At 62.3% G+C, this 16906-nt stretch carries 13 protein-coding genes; 2 read left to right on the forward strand and 11 right to left on the reverse strand.

Annotated elements, in window-relative coordinates; genetic code table 11:
* The first annotated feature begins 97 nt into the window (after positions 1 to 97).
* Entirely contained in the window at positions 98 to 1297 is a 1200-nt protein-coding gene (locus HRU82_11695) for a porin (GenBank protein ID QOJ35563.1), read from the forward strand.
* Here the strand turns inward: HRU82_11695 and HRU82_11700 are convergent.
* From HRU82_11700 to HRU82_11710, 3 genes are read right to left on the reverse strand one after another with little or no spacing between them, the layout of a single operon-like run.
* Positions 1294 to 2022 (reverse strand): hypothetical protein, encoded by a 729-nt coding sequence (locus tag HRU82_11700; protein QOJ35564.1) that lies wholly within the window; start codon positions 2020 to 2022, stop codon positions 1294 to 1296. The genes HRU82_11695 and HRU82_11700 overlap by 4 nt on opposite strands.
* 13 nt (positions 2023 to 2035) lie before the next feature.
* Positions 2036 to 2983, reverse strand: a complete 948-nt coding sequence (locus HRU82_11705; GenBank protein ID QOJ35565.1) for an NAD(P)-dependent oxidoreductase — start codon at positions 2981 to 2983, stop codon at positions 2036 to 2038.
* A 2-nt stretch (positions 2984 to 2985) separates the two neighbouring features.
* Positions 2986 to 3462: a hypothetical protein gene (locus HRU82_11710; protein ID QOJ35566.1), complete on the reverse strand. Its 477-nt coding sequence runs from the start codon at positions 3460 to 3462 to the stop codon at positions 2986 to 2988.
* A gap of 98 nt (positions 3463 to 3560) precedes the next feature.
* On the opposite strand from HRU82_11710, the gene HRU82_11715 reads away from it, so the two are divergent.
* Positions 3561 to 4925 (forward strand): M20/M25/M40 family metallo-hydrolase, encoded by a 1365-nt coding sequence (locus tag HRU82_11715; protein ID QOJ35567.1) that lies wholly within the window; start codon positions 3561 to 3563, stop codon positions 4923 to 4925.
* Positions 4926 to 4977: 52 nt separating this feature from the next.
* On the opposite strand, the gene HRU82_11720 is transcribed toward HRU82_11715, so the two are convergent.
* The 8 genes from HRU82_11720 to HRU82_11755 all read right to left on the reverse strand — a co-directional run bounded on the left by HRU82_11720 (position 4978) and on the right by HRU82_11755 (position 16868).
* Complete coding sequence (locus HRU82_11720; GenBank protein QOJ35568.1) at positions 4978 to 6024, reverse strand: NAD(P)-dependent alcohol dehydrogenase; 1047 nt, start codon at positions 6022 to 6024, stop codon at positions 4978 to 4980.
* 138 nt (positions 6025 to 6162) lie between these two features.
* Positions 6163 to 7890 carry a hypothetical protein gene (locus tag HRU82_11725; protein QOJ35569.1) on the reverse strand — a complete coding sequence of 576 codons (1728 nt, stop codon included), beginning with the start codon at positions 7888 to 7890 and terminating at the stop codon, positions 6163 to 6165.
* Positions 7891 to 7979: 89 nt separating this feature from the next.
* Positions 7980 to 8393 carry a cytochrome c gene (locus HRU82_11730; protein QOJ37190.1) on the reverse strand — a complete coding sequence of 138 codons (414 nt, stop codon included), beginning with the start codon at positions 8391 to 8393 and terminating at the stop codon, positions 7980 to 7982.
* 60 nt (positions 8394 to 8453) lie between these two features.
* A complete protein-coding gene (locus HRU82_11735) occupies positions 8454 to 8753 on the reverse strand; it encodes a zf-HC2 domain-containing protein (GenBank protein ID QOJ35570.1) in 300 nt (99 codons plus the stop codon).
* Positions 8754 to 8781: 28 nt separating this feature from the next.
* Positions 8782 to 9414 (reverse strand): RNA polymerase sigma factor, encoded by a 633-nt coding sequence (locus HRU82_11740; GenBank protein QOJ35571.1) that lies wholly within the window; start codon positions 9412 to 9414, stop codon positions 8782 to 8784.
* 68 nt (positions 9415 to 9482) lie between these two features.
* Positions 9483 to 10523 carry a hypothetical protein gene (locus HRU82_11745; GenBank protein QOJ35572.1) on the reverse strand — a complete coding sequence of 347 codons (1041 nt, stop codon included), beginning with the start codon at positions 10521 to 10523 and terminating at the stop codon, positions 9483 to 9485.
* Between the two features lie 208 nt (positions 10524 to 10731).
* Positions 10732 to 12108: a ribosome biogenesis GTPase Der gene (der, locus tag HRU82_11750; GenBank protein QOJ35573.1), complete on the reverse strand. Its 1377-nt coding sequence runs from the start codon at positions 12106 to 12108 to the stop codon at positions 10732 to 10734.
* Between the two features lie 563 nt (positions 12109 to 12671).
* Entirely contained in the window at positions 12672 to 16868 is a 4197-nt protein-coding gene (locus HRU82_11755; protein QOJ35574.1) for a PAS domain S-box protein, read from the reverse strand.
* Positions 16869 to 16906 lie beyond the last annotated feature (38 nt).

Genomic DNA, 16906 nt, shown 5'->3' on the forward strand with positions numbered 1-16906 from the left:
GCCACTTCGCTGCTCTGTTCTGTAATCTTTATCCCGTCTTGATACGGCACAGTGTAAAGTCCATCTCGTGAACAGATTGGTGTCGGAGTTGAGAGAGATGGGACGATACCTCCTCTGTGTCTTGGTCCTCGGCGCGACGATGACGGTCCCCGCTGGTGCGGTGGAACCCCCATCTCAGACAATCGAGGCCTCACTGCAGCCAGGGGCAAGCCCCTCGGAGTCGACACCGGTTCCGACCAGCCTCTGGCATTACGGCGCCTATCTCGATGTCGGGTATGTCGTGAATTTCAACTTCCCCGAGAACCATCTGTGGCGGAACCGCTCGACGGCCTCGCGGCACAATGAGTTTGCGCCGAACATGGCCTTAGTTTCTGTCCGTAAGGAGGCGACGGAGGCTTCTCACTGGGGCATGGAGTTCGGGGTACAAGGCGGGTACGACTCGGAACGGTTCGCGTTTCTGCCGGGTGAGCGCGAGGTCGACGGCGCCGATACCCTGCGGCACATTCACCGCGCGAATGTGTCGTATCTCGCCCCGGTCGGCAGGGGCCTCATGGTCACCGCGGGGCTCTTTAACAGTCTGATCGGGTATGAGTCGCTCTATGCCAAGGACAACGTGGCCTATACCCGGTCTTGGCTGGCCGACAATACGCCGTACATGATGTTCGGCGTGAATGCCAAGTATCCCGTCACCGATCGGCTCACTGTCGCGGCCTTTGTCATCAACCGCTATTTTCACTTGGCCTATACCAACGATCAACCGTCCTATGGCGGGCAATGGTCATATAGGGCCACGCCTCGCCTCACGCTGACTCAGACGGTCTACGGCGGCCCGGATCAGACGAATACGGCCCTCCAGTTCTGGCGCGTGTATGCGAACAACATCGTCGAGTGGAAAAGCGACGATGTAACCCTCGCGGCCACTTACGACATCGGGACAGAGAACATCGTCGATCGTCCCGGGCACCCCAGGGCCTTCGTCATGGGCGGTAACATCGTTGCGCGGTGGCATGTCTCCGGTCCCTGGGCCTTGGCCGTTCGGCCCGAGTTCTACTGGGATCGGAACGGACGCTGGACGGGGTCGGAGCAATTCGTGAAGGCGGTCACCTCAACCGTGGAATACCGAATTCCTTACAAAGGCACACAGACGATCGTGCGGTTGGAACATCGCTGGGACGAATCGACCGGTGCCGGAGGCGGATTTTTTCGACGGGGTGAGATTCAACCGGGGGTGATCAGCCTGACGCCGAATCAGCATCTGTTGCTGCTGGGGCTCCTCTGGGTGTTTGACGGCCCCTAGTCGGCGGCCCGTTGCTTCTCCCTCACCAATCGCACCATCTCTGCGACTTCACGCCCGAACCGCTCCAAGGCCACATCTTTGGCCTCAGCGATCGCGTCCCGGTCTTCCAGCGAGGGGGCCGGGCCGATGAGTGTGGTCTCCCCTTCCGCCGTTTGGGTGCCGTAGAGGTAGCCCGTTCGCACGTCCCAGAGCGTGCCTTCCATCATGAAGAGCGCGTGACTTTCCGTGCCGTGGGCCAGGTACAGGCCCACGCCGGTGGCGTACCAGGCGGCATGGCCGTTGTTATAGCGCTCGACGGCCGAAGCTCCATCGATGACCAGCAGGGCATCGGCATGATACCGGGCAGCCGCCAGGCGAAGGTCGCGAAACGTCGTGCCCTGCACCGTCGAATCGGCCAGGACGAAGCTCTCTCGCACGATCCCTTCTTCCGTGACGGGGGCCAGCGCCCGGATCAGGCGGTCGGCGTCGGCACTGACCCAATCCGCGCGTCGCAAGGAGGGCGTGGTCGGAAACTCACGCGGCTTGAAATAGACGGCCAGGCGATAGGGTGTCGTCAACTGCGGTTGCAGCGCGAGGGTGGCGGCGATGTCTTGATTGGTGACCACATCCGGATGGTCGTGGAAAGCTTGCTGAAGGAGTTGCCGATTGAGCCCGCGCCCGCCGCAAGCCGATAGGGTCAACAGCAGGAGGCAGAGGCAGGCAAGCGCAACGAGGGATCTGTTCATAGGAAAGCTCCTGTCATGGCGCTGCAGGCCGACCATCAGGACTCTTTTGTGAGAGGGCTTCGAGCGCGAGCATGAGGGCGTGAGTGCCTGAACGCCCATGTCCCAGCGCCGTCACCTTCTCATACAGCTGATGGGCCAGTGCCAGCCCAGGCAGGGTGAGCCCACGCCGCCGAGCTTCCTCCAGCGCGATCCCCATGTCCTTGATGAAATGTTCGACGAAGAAACCGGGGTCGAAATTGCGGGCCAGAATGCGCGGTGCCAGATGATCCAGCGTCCAGCAGGCGGCGGCTCCACCGCGAATCGACTTCAGCATGCGGTCCAGTTGCAGGCCGGCTTGCACCCCATAGAGCAGACTTTCGCAGACGCCGATCATGGTCCCGGCGATCACGATCTGGTTGCAGAGTTTGGTATGTTGTCCCGCGCCGGGTCCGCCCTGATGTACGATCTTTTTCCCCAGACATTCGAACAGCGGCATGACGGCCTGGACCGCCGGAGCGGCGCCGCCGACCATGATAGACAGCGTGGCCTGGCGTGCGCCGACATCGCCGCCGGACACGGGCGCATCGACGGCGTAAGCGCCACGCTCCTGCGCCGCTTCGGCGATCTGCTTGGCCAGCGAGGGGTCGGTGGTCGTCATATCGATGAACACCATGCCCGGGCGCGCAGCATTCAACAGCCCCCGCGCGCCGAAATATACTTCGTGCACATCCTGCGGAAATCCTACTATCGTGATGACCACGTCGGTCTGCGCGGCGACCGCAGCCGGCGAGCCGGCCCACACCGCTCCCTGAGCCGGAATGGTCGAGGCTTTGCTCCGGCTGCGGGTGTAGAGCGTGATTCCGTACCCGGCTTCGTGAAGATGGGTACACATGGGCGCACCCATGACACCGGTGCCGATCCATCCTACGCGGGTGTAGGCCGGCGCGACGAGCCTGGGGGCGGTGAGGTGCCGATCGCTCATGGTCAGTCCGCCAAGGGGGTAATGCGGGTGGCGATGGCTTGCACGATGCCTTCCTGATCCATGGCGATCTTGCCGCCCTTGAAGCTCAAGGCGTACCCGCCGTGGCTGGGGGCCTGGATGGTCGCCTCGATGGCGACACGCGCGCCGTCTTCCACATCCGGATCCTTGACCAAGGGGATGCCGCAGAGGCCGGGTACCGCGACGGGCAGGCTGGCGGTGTCATCTTCCAGGGTGAACAGGTATCCGCCGTAACAGGTGGAACCGGCCGGAATCTCATAGGGGTCCAACGGCTGAACATTGCGCACCGTGCCGTGAAGCGTGATCTGGCGCAGGTGGAACAGCGCCGGATCGGACAACACCTCCTGGATCGTCGTCGTGGCTTCGGCTTGGAGGGGTGAAGGAACCATGGGGATGCAGGCTAGGGCGAAGGATAGCCATAGGGAGAGGCAAGGATCGACTCGGAAGGGACGTAGGCGCATCGGCGGCATTGTACCATTGTCCGGGGGGCGGTGTGACCAGCGTAGGTTTTCGTCCAACGAGTGGCTATAATCCTCGCCCATGACAGGGAGGACCGGCGATGCGCGACTTTCAGCGGCAGTTGGAGACCTATATCAAGGATGTTCGCCCGCGATATGAAGACATGTTGGGTCAAGCCGTGGAGATTCCCTCCATCAGCATGGACCCGACCCATGCGCCCGACGTCCATCGCATGGCGGAGTTGGCAGCCCAGTATCTGCGGGATTTCGGGGCGGAGGCGCAAGTAGTAACGACACCGGGCTATCCGGTGGTGTCGGGAGGCTGGACGGTCGATCCTCGCTATCCGACGGTCACGGTCTACAACCATATGGACGTGCAGCCGGCCCAAGAACCGGAATGGAAGCAGGCCCCGTTCGCATTCCGCAAGGCGAACGGCTGTTATCACGGGCGCGGCGCAACGGACGACAAGGGCCCCGCGTTGGCCGCGCTGTTCGGCGCGCGGTACGCCATGGAGCAGGGGCTGCCCATCAACGTCCGGTTCTTGTGGGAATTGGAAGAAGAAAACGGTAGCCCGAGTTTTTCCGCCGCGATCAAAAACCGCGCCGCGATTCCACGGCCGGATTCGGTCATCATTTCGGACACGATTTGGCTGTCAAAGACCCAGCCTGCGATGCCCTACGGGTTGCGGGGGCTGCTCGGGGCACGATTGGTCCTCCGTACCGGCGACAACGACGCCCATTCCGGCGTCACGGGCGGCGCCGCTCGGAATCCCCTGGCCGAGTTGATGGATCTCGTGCATGCCTGCGTCGAGGTGAAAACCGGCCACGTGAAGATTCCCGGTTTCTACGATGATGTGGTCGAGCCCACCAAGGCGGAGATCACGAGTTTCCTCAAGTCAGGCTTCCAGGTGACGCGATTCAAACGGGCCTACGGGTTCAAGACGCTTCGGACGGAGAATCCGGCGGAGGTCATGCGCCGGATCTGGGCGGCCCCGACCTTCGAAGTGCATGGGCTGGTCGGCGGCTATCACGGGCCTGGGGTGAAGACGGTGGTGCCGGGCCATGGCGAACTGAAGATCAGCATGCGGCTCGTGCCGAATCAGACGCCGGAACGGGTCTTCAGCCTGCTCAAGCACTATGTGGCGAAGCTGAATCCCTCGGTGAAGGTCGAACGCGAAGGAATGTTGCATCCCTTCCGCGGCGTCTTTGACGGCCCCTACGTCGAGGCGGTCAAGCGTGCCGTACGGGCGGGGTTTGGGAAAGCCCCTGCGTTCATCCGCGAGGGCGGCTCCATCGGCGCCGTCGTGACCATGCAGAAAACGTGGAAGGTCCCGATTCTCTTCATGGGCTTGAGCTTGCCGGAACATGGGTATCACGCCCCCAACGAATATTTCGATTGGGGGCAGGCCTCGGGCGGGATGAAGGCCTTTGCGCATTACTTTGCGGAACTGGCCGTTCATCGATGATACGGATGCCCGGAGCCTGGCGCATGGCTGCAACTCAAGCAGATCCTCTGGGTTACTTCAGAGAACTGAGGTCGATGACGAAGCGGTAGCGCACGTCCCCACGCACCAGCCGATCGTAAGCCTCGTTGACTTGCTGGAGGGGGATCACTTCGACGTCCGCGCCGAGCTTGTGCTTGGCACAAAAATTCAACATGGCTTGGGTCTCGCGGATGCCGCCGATCAACGATCCGACCAGGCGCCGCCGCTGCATGATCAAGGGGAAGGCTCCAAGCTGAGCCGGCGTATCCGGCACGCCGACCAAGATCATCGTCCCGTCGGTCTTGAGCAATTCCAAATAGGCATTGAGATCATGGGGGGCAGAGACGGTGTCGAGGATGAAATCAAAATGCTTGGCCAACTGCGCGAAGGTCTCGGGCGCACCGGTCGCATAAAAGGCATGCGCTCCCAGGCGCTTGGCGTCGGCCTGTTTGTCGGACGAGTGGCTCAACACGGTGACCTGTGCGCCCAGGGCCCTGCCGATTTTCACGGCCATATGCCCCAAGCCGCCCAGCCCGATGATCGCCAGACGATGTCCTTTCCCGACGCCCCACCGGCGTAGCGGAGAATAGGTCGTGATACCGGCGCAGAGGAGGGGCGCCGCCTGCTCCGGGTTCAATCCCTTGGGGATCTTCACGAGGTAGCGGTGATCGACCACGATTTTCGTGGAGTAACCGCCGTAGGTCGGTGTGACGCCGTCGCGCTCCTTGCTGTTGTAGGTGAAGGTGAGAGGCCCTTCGCAGTATTGTTCTTCCCCCTTCTTGCACTGGGGGCACTTGCGGCACGAATCGACAAAGCAGCCGACCCCCACCATCTGGCCGACCTTGAAATCCGTGACGCCGGCGCCGACCTTCTCCACCACCCCGACGATTTCATGGCCCGGCACCATCGGGAAGAGCGACCCGCCCCATTCATCGCGGGCTTGATGGACGTCCGAATGGCAGATGCCGCAGAAGCGTATCTCGATGAGCACGTCCTGTCGACGGACCGTACGGCGAGCAAAACGAAACGGGACCAATGGACTCGTCGCGTTCATGGCAGCGTAGCCTTGGACATCGATCATGCGGGCGGTTCCTTTCTTGTATGAGAGCCCCTCGCCGTCGAAGGACGGTCGAAGATGAGGGCGCCGGGGAACAGGGGAGCGGTGGTTGTCCGGATGGGGCGGACCGGGGGCTCACCCCGGTCCCGTCCACAGCGATGATTAGGCGTGGGGCCCACCTGCGGTAGCCAAGATCGGCTGAAACATCGGGTCTGCATCGAGCACGGCCTTGAGCAGTTCCGTATGGAGGAAATAGCGCCAGATTTCGTCGGTCTTGCCCGGCACTTCATCGAACCAACGTTTGGCTTCGGTCAAGTGATGCAGCATCTTCGCCTTGTCGCCGTAGTTCGGCAAAAAGATCATGCTGTAAGCCATCGTGTATTCGGCGAGGAATTTGTCGAGCGGGAGGTCGGCCTGCGCCAACGACGCCTCGGCATCGGCGTAGGCTCGCGGTGTTTCTTGATCGTGCAGAATGCGGTTCCAGGACACCTTGTTGATGCGCGACCAAGCCAGCTGGAGCAGCGCTTCCGCCTTCGGCGTCCGGCGGTTGTCCGGAATATCCCTCACGAGGGTTTCGAACGTCTCCACCATCGGCCCTTGGTCATTGTTCCAGCGGTAGGCCACACCCAAACGGAAACGATTGTCGAGTTGCTCCGGCCTGATGCTGACCAAGGTCTGGAGCGCCGGGATCAGCCGATAGAGGTGATCGGCCGGCGTGGGTTCGGAGAGGCCGCCCATTTCCATGCTGTTGGACAGGTCCAGGCGGGCCCCCTGCGCATAGATGTTCCAGTAGAACTCGTCCACCACGATCCCTAGCGCAGGATCCTTCACATTCAGGTTGTGATTGTGGCGGCCCTCGCGCAGCAGCACGCTGTAGAGATGGCGCGACAGCACGGTCAGGGCGTCGGGTTGTTTCGGGTCGATCAACAACACCCGATTGAGCAGCGCGACGCGGTCGCGCAATTCAGGAAACCCAGCGGCTCGGGCGGCGGCGGCGGTCAAGGTGCCCGGTTGGTCCTCCGGGCCCCACCACACCAGGCTGTCGGGCAACGCGCGGCTGGTTTCCGTCGCAAAGGGAATCTTTTCCGTCACCATGCCAGGGGCGTCCGGTTGGGGTTGGGTCGCGACCGGCAGATTGAACACGGCGGCGTCACCCGGGAACCCATGGGCCTTCAACCCGGTGAAGACGACCCACTGGGTCGTCACGGATTTCAGGGCGCGCCGGGGTTTCTTAATCGTGTTGGTCCATTTCACATTGCCGGCGGCATAGGTGATCGGGGAGGTGAGCGGGTCATGGTATTGCACGGAGACTTGCACCAATGTGGCCGGCACGCCGACGACCTTGCCGGTGGTCGTGAGTCGGAAAGAACCGGCCGGAAGCGGCCGGCTGTTCAGCGCGGTGAGTTGAATCCCGGTTCCGGGAGGCGAGATGCCCAGCACGTCCATGACAAAGGCGGAGCCCGGTGCGCCGGGGAGGTTGTCGCCGAAGAACACCAGCGGCCCCGTGCTCGGCCAGATGACATCCATGGCAATGTCGGTGCGTTTCAAGAATGGGGCATGGGCCGCATCCAGCGTCTGCCAACAGGCCTCGTAAGAAGGGTCGGAGGACGGGGGATAGTGTGTCACTTTCTTGGACGCGTTCGTGACCAGGCGATATTGACAGGCGAAGTCCAGCTGTCCCGTGGTGATATGGTCGCCATGGGCCACGGCTTCGGCATAACGCAAGGCTGTTTGAACTGCGGTCGTCTGTTTGGGGGCGGCGGTGGACTTTTGACGTTTCGCGCTAGCCGCTAACAGGGGATCGGCGGTCCCGACCCAGAGACCGGCGGTGAGCGCAATGGTCAGAATGGCAATCGACTGTGGTCTATTGAACCGGTTTCCGCGAATCATGCGAACGACCTCCGCTAGCAAGAAAAGAATGTCACTCTACCATGAGGCTCTTTTCATTCGAAAGAGGTGAGCGAGGGGGATCATGTCGGTCAAGGACTGGGCGGTGGCGGCGTCCCCGGACGGCTGAATCGGACCAGCGAGCGGATGTACTGCAGCACCGCCTGCTGCTCTTCCGCTGAGAGCACGCCTTCCCAGGGCGGCATGGAAGTGCGCGATTTCCCCTGGGCGATGGTGCGCAACAATTCGCGATCGGTCTTGGCAGACGTTCCGGCGGAGACCAGGTTGCCCGGTCGAGGAGAAAGAAACGGCGCCTTCGGGCCGTCGCCCTTGCCGGTTGGGCCGTGGCACTTCAGGCAATGGCGCTCATAAAGTGCTTGGCCACCGTTGTGGCTGTCGAGAGATTGCGCAAGAACCAGCCCGGCTGCCGTGCCGGTCAGTAGAAGGACGAGCAGGCCACGTGACCGATCGAATGGCGCCTTCCGGGAGCGGCGGAACTGGGTGATGGCTTGGCTTCCGCCTCGAGGTTCGCGGCCGCAGTCAGCATCGCAGGAGCCTACGGTCGATTAGGCCGAAGTCGCCGCCTTGAGGATCTCTCGACGCAGGTTGGCACGATCCCGTGAAGAGAGCGCAGGGGACGGGCGGTGCTGACATAAGCGGACCGTCTGGCGCAAGGAGTCGAGAAAGACCTCGCAGTTCGGGCAATCGCCGAGGTGAGCGCGAATCTCGTTGCAGACGTCGCCGGACAGTTCGTCATCCAGGTAGGCCGACAACCGCTGCAGGATCTTGACGCAGTTCCGTTTCCCATGGTGCTGGTGAGGGGTGGGCTTTCTCGTGCCTGAGTATGTGCGAACGCGATCGGCCATGATGATCTGCTTTCCTGACTATACCAAACTATCCGTGCCGAGTGTGAGCCCCGTGTGGCTGTTGTCCGTCGATACCCTTGGCGCTGAGTTCCTTTCGTACGAATAGTCGGGCTCGATGTAGCCGCGACTTGACGGCGCGCTCGTTCAGACCGACGATGCTGCCGACCTCCTTCGCGCTCAGGCCCTCCATGTCGCGGAGCACCAACACCATGCGGTATTTCGGCGGCAACTTTGCGATGGCCCGATCGAGAATGTGGCGCAGTTCCTTATTTTCCAGCGCCTCCTGGGGGCTCATGCCTTCCACCGGCACTTGCAGGGTCAGCTCACCTTCAGATGTCGGGATAAATTCCTCCAAGGAGAGCTCCCGTTCCGGCTCTCCCTTGCGTTTCCGGCGCATGCGCAGGCAAGCGTGGGAGGCAATGGCGTAGAGCCAGGTCGACACCTGTGCGTCGCCGCGAAACCGGTCGTAGGCTCTATAGGCGTTGAGGAAGGTTTCCTGGACCAAATCCTTGGCCGCTTCGGCTTCTCCGCAGAGACGATAGGCGAAGCGGTACATTACGTCGACGTGATCACGATACAGCTGATCGAAGGTGCCGCCTGTTTGAGAAGGCAGCAGGTGCCCGTCTGCCGGCTCCGCCCGATCTTTGAGGTGGGAAGCCATATGCGGGGGGAGTCTACGGGCTGGCGATTTAGACTGTCAAGCGATGGGCGGGAGCGGGAATCTGCCGGTCAATTGACGCGACGAACGTCCACCAGTCCGCCATCCTGGTCCAATTCGACGGTGATGGGCGTGCCTTCTTTCAGGGCCGCCAGGGCGGATGGGCGTTGGGTCAGGGGGATGGCCTGCGCGCCTTCCGGGGTGTGCATGAGGAGTGAACCCCGCGCCTCAGACTCATAGGCGAGTGGTCCGGACAAGAACCGCCGGGATGGGGTCGAGAGACCGTCCTGATAGAGGTCGATGGCCACATGCCGCTCCTGCACCCACACCGACATTTCCTGTCCTGCCTTGGCATTGCGCACGCCGGTTTTTCCGCTGACGGTGACGATGCCGAGCGGAGTCTTGAGGAAGACATAGTTGGACTTGAGTTTCGACACCGTGCCATTGAGTAGGAGACGCACTTCGGACTGGGTGCGCGGCACCTGGTTCACCTGCAGGTCGAATTGGACCTCATGTAACCCCCGCACGTTGCCCGCCTGATCGACTTCGAGGGCGACCGGAAGGTGGTCTGGCCGAGCGGCGACCTTCGACGCGAAATTGCCCAGGGAGATCGGGCGGTCACCTTCCGGCGTCCACAGGGTCAGCGTCGTCTGGTCTCCTGAGGAAAAGTTCGCCGGCGCGCTGATGTACCGATGCACCAGCGTCCCCGCTCCTCGTTCGCGAATATCGATGACGGACGTCGTGCCATGGACCCACAGCGTGATCTTGTGCGAGTTGCGAATGTCACGAAGGCTAGTCTTCGAGCTGAGGGAAAGCGGTCCGATGGGGGTCTGCAAGAACACGATCCCCGGTTTGGAGCGCCAGATCGAGCCGGAGATTTGGACTGAGGGAGAAACGGGGGGCGCGGCGGAGTCCGGCGTCTCCTGCAGCTCGTGGGATTCCGCCTGGTCGCCGCTGCTCACTTCCGACGAGCCCGTGGCCGGCACGGCCTCGGCGGCGGGATCAAGGGCCTCTGCCCACGTGGGCGCTGCCAGGCAGGGGAACAAGGCGACCGTACTCAGCAAGAACGAATGAACCAGCAAGCCCGTGCGGGAAACCGTCGAGTTGGCCATGGCGGTACCGAACCCTTGTGATGGAAGTGTGTGACGCCGACTGTGAGAGCAACAACCTGTCGGGGTCCGAGAGAGCAGGCTCTGGTGGCGTTCAATGTCTTTTGTGCGAATAACACGCCGGGGGTATTCAGTCAAGCGTAAAGCCGTGGCGGTGCGTAGGACGCCGTGACGGCGCCGCCTCAGGGCATCAGCAGGACGAGGAATTACCTCACTTCTTCCGGACGAGCAGGCGCAGCGGGGTGCCTGAAAACCGATATTCTTTTCGAATTTGGTTTTCCAGGTAACGGAGGTACACGGAGGTCATGTCTTGGGGATGGCCGACGAAGAGTGCGAAGACCGGCGGGCGTGTTGCAACTTGGGTTAGGAAGGCGGACTTCACCGCCTTGCTCGGCTTGCCCTTTTTGACCGGCAGGGGGTGCTCCTCGAGCACCGATTGAAAAAACTGATTCAAGGTGCCGGTCGGGACCCGCTTGCAGAACGAGAAATAGACTTGATCGATCAGCGCAAAAAGCCCGCGGAGAAAATCCGGTTCCAACGCGGAGATGAACAGCACCGGCGCCCAGGAGAGGAAGGGGAACCGTCGCGCCAGGTCGGCCTTGTAGGCATCGCGCGCATTCGGCTGCTCATTCTTGAGGTCCCACTTGTTCACCACCAAAATGCAGCCGCGGCCCTGGCGAAGGACCAGGCCCGCGATCTTCGTATCCTGTTCGGTGACGCCCTCCTCCGCATCCAGCACCAGTACCGCCACGTCCGACCGGCCGATGGCGCGTAACGACCGAGCGACGCTGTAGCCCTCGATGCCCCGTTCGACCCGTCCCCGCCGCCGAATGCCCGCCGTATCCGTCAGCACATATTGCCGGTCTTTGAATGTGGCGATCGAATCGACCGGGTCACGGGTCGTTCCTGGGACATTACTCACGACGACGCGCGCTTCGCCGAGGACCGAATTGACGAGGGTGGATTTGCCGACATTCGGGCGTCCCACGATTGCGATCCGCGGAATGTCTGCAGTCTCTTCTCCCTCGTTCGGCTCCGCCATATGGGCGAAGAGATCGTCCAGCAGCTCGGCCACGCCGATGCCGTGTTCGGCGGAGAGCGGATAGAGCCGTTCCTGCCCCAAGCGGTAGAAATCGGCCACCAGGTTGTCGGCCTTCGGCGTATCGATCTTGTTGATCACGTAGAAGACGGGTTTCTCGGTTCCGCGCAGGGTTTCCACGACTTCTTCATCCGGCGGCGTGAGGCCGGTGCGGCCATCCAGGACGAGGATCAAAATATCCGCTTCGGCGATGGCCAATTGGGACTGCTGCCGGATGAGCGCCAGCATGCCTTCACTGGCCGTCGGGTCGAGCCCGCCCGTATCCACGAGGCGAAAGCGGCGGTTGCGATAGGCGGTATCTGCATAGTTCCGATCCCTGGTCACTCCCGGCACGTCATCGACGATCGCGGCCCTGGTACCGAGAATGCGGTTGAACAGGGTCGATTTTCCCACGTTGGGCCGCCCGATGATGGCGACCACCGGCAGGTGGGTGCCTTCCGGCGTAAACAACGGGGTAGCGGGGCCTGGTGTGGGTTTGGCGCGCGGCATGGTGACTCGTTGGGATTGATCGTTCCGGACCGTATCACACCGATTTCATCCAACACAACGCCTCGTCTTGCGGGCCACGCTCCGGTATACTCTCTCCATGCAGCAGCCTAGGGCGAACGGATCACCCCATACGGTCGACTGGAATGAGATCGACGACGTGTTGCTCGACATGGACGGCACCCTCTTGGACCGTCACTTCGACAATTTTTTCTTCGAGGAGGAATTACCTCGACGATATGCGGTCAAGCATGCCTTGGGTTTCGAGGAGGCGCGGGACCGGCTCCTGTCGATGTATCGCTCGGTGGAGGGAGAGTTGGCCTGGACCGATCTGCATTATTGGGCGAGACGGGTGGACATCGACGTGGTGGCGTTGCACTGGGAACTCGATCACATGATCGGATTCCTTCCCGATGCGGAGGCGTTCTTGATGTCGCTCCGCCGTTTGGGGAAGCGCGTCACTATCCTCACCAATGCCCATCGCGCCGGGGTGGAGGTCAAGGCCGCCAAGACAGGGTTGGATCGGCATGTGGACCGCATTGTCGATGCGTTCGAGGTCGGGTGGCTCAAGATGCGAGAAGAATATTGGCCCACCTGCCGGCGCTTGGTCGGTTTCGACCCGGCGCGCGCCCTCTACATCGATGACGACGAACAATGTTTGGCGGCCGCGGCACGGTTCGGCATCGGTCGCATCTTTCATCGCTCCAAGTCGAGTTCCCAAGCCCACCCGGTGCCGTCCGACCGGTTCGCCTCGATCGACTCCTTCCGCCTGATCTTGCCCGATTGATTGCCGGCACGGCCCCACAGGTGGCGTGCATCACTTGATGGGGTCGAGGAGATCGCGCAGCTTCTCGGCCAGTTCGGCAGGGAGGAACGGCTTTTGGATGAAGCCGGTTCCCGGTTCGCTGAGAAAGGTCGGCAGCACGCTCCCTTCGGCATACCCCGACATGAACAACACCCGCAGGTGCGGCCATTGCCGCCGCAGGCGTTCGGCCACAGCCGGACCGGTCATGTGCGGCATGACCACGTCGGTAACCAGGATGCTGAATCGGCTCGTTGACGGCTGCGGCGAGGTGTAAGGCGTCTTGCCCATTGGAGGCTTGCAAGAGCCGATAGCCGTAATCGGTGAGCACATGGGCGAGGAGTTGCCGGACCGCCTCCTGGTCCTCGACCAGCAGAATGGTCTCGGTACAGCGTTGGGCTCGTGATACCGTCGCCAGGGGCGCGGTGGGCAGAGGAGCTTCGACCAGCGGGAAGTAGAGGTCGAAGGTCGCACCATCCCCGGGCAGGCTATCGGCAAAGATGAATCCTTGGGTCTGTTTGACGATGCCGTAGACCATCGCCAGGCCAAGCCCTGTCCCCTTCCCTTCCTCTTTGGTCGTGAAGAAGGGCTCGAAGATATGCGACAGCGTGTCCCGATCCATGCCCTGTCCGGAATCCTGCATCCTCAGAAGCACGTAAGCCCCGGGAGGGAGAGTCGGATAGAGGCCCGAGGTGTCCGGATTGCTGGCGACGATTCTCGTCGACATGGTCAAGCGCCCGCCCTGGGGCATGGCGTCTTTGGCGTTGACGGCCAGATTCAGCACCACTTGGTCGATCTGGCCGCGATCGGCGCGAATGGTGCAGGGAACGGCGACCAGGTCCTTCGACAGCGCAATGTCCTCGCCGATCAGTCGTTCAATCATGGCGGCCATCGACACCAGGGCTTCGTTCAAATCGAACACCTCCAGGGCGAGCACTTGGCGGCGGCTGAAGGCGAGCAGTTGTTTGGTCAGGGCCGCTGCCCGTTGGCCGGCGCTGAGGATTTCCGCGAGCGAGTCGTGCAGCGGATCTTCGTGGCGCACCTGATCGAGGAGCAGCGCGGCGCAGCCGTTGATGACCGTGAGCAGGTTGTTGAAGTCGTGTGCAACGCCGCCGGCTAGCCGGCCGATGCCTTCCATCTTGTGGGCCTGTCGCAGTTGATCCTCAAGCAGTTTGTGTTCGGTGACATCGATGAAGAAACCGATCGAGCCGAGGGTCTGGTTGCGATGGCCATGGAGGAGCGAGCCCCACATGTTCACGTCGACGAGGGTCCCGTCTTTTCGGAGGCGGCGCAGTTCCAGGTTGCGCGAGGCCCTGCCGCTCATGACGGATTGCCAGAGAGCCTCGGAGGCCTCTTCCTGTCCCGCCGGGACATACGGCAGTTCTCGACCCAACACCTCCTCCTTCGTCCATCCGAACATGGCGGCTGCGGCGGCATTCCAGGTCGTCACATGCCCGACGTGGTCCAGTTCGATGATGGCCAGCGGCGACTCTTCGATGATGGTTTCGAGGTGGGCCGTGGTCCGACGCAATTCGGTACTCCGTTCACGCAGGTGCTGTTCGAGCGATTCTTGAGCCCGCCGTCGGTCGGTGGCTTCGAGCGTGAGGGTCGCGATAGCCGCCAAGGAGGCGGCGAAGGTCCGCTCCTCCGTGCTCCAGACCCTGGTGGTTCCGATATGTTCGAGGCTCAGAACCCCGATCACACGGCCGTGCCGTCGGATCGGCGCACCCAGCAACGCCACGATGCCCAGCGTCTGCAAGTAGGAGGGGGCCAACTCGCTGGTACGCGGATCGGTCCGGGCATCCTGTGCGGCCAGGGAATAGGGCTCGTGTTCCAACGCGCGGAGATAGGCGGGATATTGGCCGACCGAGAGGGTTCGCCCTCTGGTGTGTTGGCCGGTCTTGGCCTCGTACACATCATGGAGCACCAGGGCGGATCGGGTCTCGTCGAAGAGCCAGATGCCGGCTCGTTCGACCGCGCAGGTGCGCGCCGCATCTTCCGTAATGACGGCAAAGGCATCGGCGGGGTGGCCGGTGTGGATGGCCGGATGCTCAGCCAGTTGATGGAGGACAGCCTGCTGGGTTTGGAGGGTGTCCAGGCGGAGCCGTTCGATTTCCTCGCGCTGCTTACGCTCCGTGATGTCTTCCGAAATGCCGAGGAGATAGCGGGGTATGCCGGCCTGATCGTAGAGCGGCAGCTTCTTGGTGTGCAGCCAACGCAGCCCCAAGTCCTTGGTTTGGATGGGCTCGGCCGGAATGTCGAGGAGGCTGTGCCCGGCCAGGACCTCGCGATCGCGTTGGGTAAAATGCTCCGCCTGCTCGCGGGGAAAGAAGTCGAAATCGTTTTTGCCGAGCAAGGTTTCCCGCTTCAGTCCCAGCAGCTGTTCTCCAGCCCGGTTGATCTGCACGAACCTTAGGCCGTCGGCCTGTTTCAGAAACACCATATGGGGGATGTGTTCGACGATCGATTCGAGCAACTGACGAGTCTGCGTCAAGGCGTCTTCGATGCCTTTCCGTTCGGTGACGTTCTCGCAGGCAATGACGAGGTCGTAGCGCCCTTCCTGGTTGCGCACCGCCCGTGCGGCCTCTCTTGCCCAGAGGACGGTCCCATCCTTCCGGATCTTGCGGAACTCCCAACGGAGGATGTCGCCCGGATGGTGCAGACAATCGGCGAAATGGCGTTGGAGGGTCGCGTGGTCCTCAGGATGGACGATCAGGGTCACCGGCTTGCCGATGAGTTCCTCGGGACCATAACCCAGTTCGAGGGACGTGGTGGAATTGACCGCGAGCAAGATCCCTGTGGCGTCGACCGTGAGCAACATTTCCGGGCTGCTCTCAAACAGGGCGCGATACCGATCCTGGCTGATGCGAAGGGCTTCCTCCGCCTGCTTCCTCGCTGAAATGTCCCGCAGCACGGCTTGAAAGCCGGTGACTTCGCCCTCGCGTTGCAGCAGCTGCACATTCTGTCCGACCCAGATCACGGGCCCGTTTCGCGTGACCATGGGGAACTCATAATAGGTGCTGGGAATCTTTCGCAGGAATTGGCGGATGTAGAAATGTTCGGTCGCGCGGCGGTGGTCGGGATGGACCAGGTCCAGCGAACGATGGCCGAGCAATTCCGTTTCATGGTATCCGAGAATCCGCACGACGGCCGGATTGATGAAGGTGAACCGGCCGCTCCGATCGGTGCGGTAGATGAGGTCTTGGGCATACTCCATGACGAAGCGGTGGTGTTCCGTTTTCACATTGAGGAACAACTCCATCTGCGCGCCTTCCTGCAGCTGCAACGAGAGCTGATCCACCAGGTGCGCGTTGTGGTCCTTCAGGCGAAGCAGTTCCAGAACCGTGGAGGACATGCGGAAGGCCGTGTAGACCATGAGCAGCGAGAACAGCAACGTGCAGACCGCCATCGCGACGGCTTGCCCGGTCCCGAGGGTCAGCAACCGGATCAGCAGCGGCAGCAGCGTGGGAACGGCGAACGACAAGAAGGCGTCGAAGCGTGGCGCGAGGCTTGAGGAAGCACCCGCGGTGATCCCTCCCAGGATAAAGGCCAAGAACAGCTGGTGGGCCGGGGAAGAGCTGGGGAAGAGGAAAATCGCCGTCATCCCCCAACCGAGTCCCGCCAAGGAGGTTCCCGCCAGGAACAGGCGGTTCCAAGAGGCCAGGTCGTTCGTGGTGGGCTTGCTGGCCGTGAAAGCCCGTGTCAGCCGGTAGCGACCGGCCGCCAGGCTGGCCTGGTAGGCCAGCCAGCCGAGCAGGGCGTTGTGCGGCACGATTTCCCAATCGACCAGTACCAGCGCGATCGCGCAGCCGCCTCCCGCCAGCAGCGCCGCCGGCAAGGCCTGGTACAGGAGGGTGAGCCGTTGGAGTTCGAGTTGGGATTCTCGGGCAGCCGGACTCGGTGGCGGCGGGGAAAGGGTCGTGCTGAGATCCTTGTGCGGGGATGGTTGCGAAGCCGACATCTCGTTCCGTCTCGCGTCGTGGATGCCGGAGTGGGCAC

The sequence above is a fragment of the Nitrospira sp. genome, assembly GCA_015709715.1.
Taxonomy (GTDB): Bacteria; Nitrospirota; Nitrospiria; order Nitrospirales; family Nitrospiraceae; genus Nitrospira_A.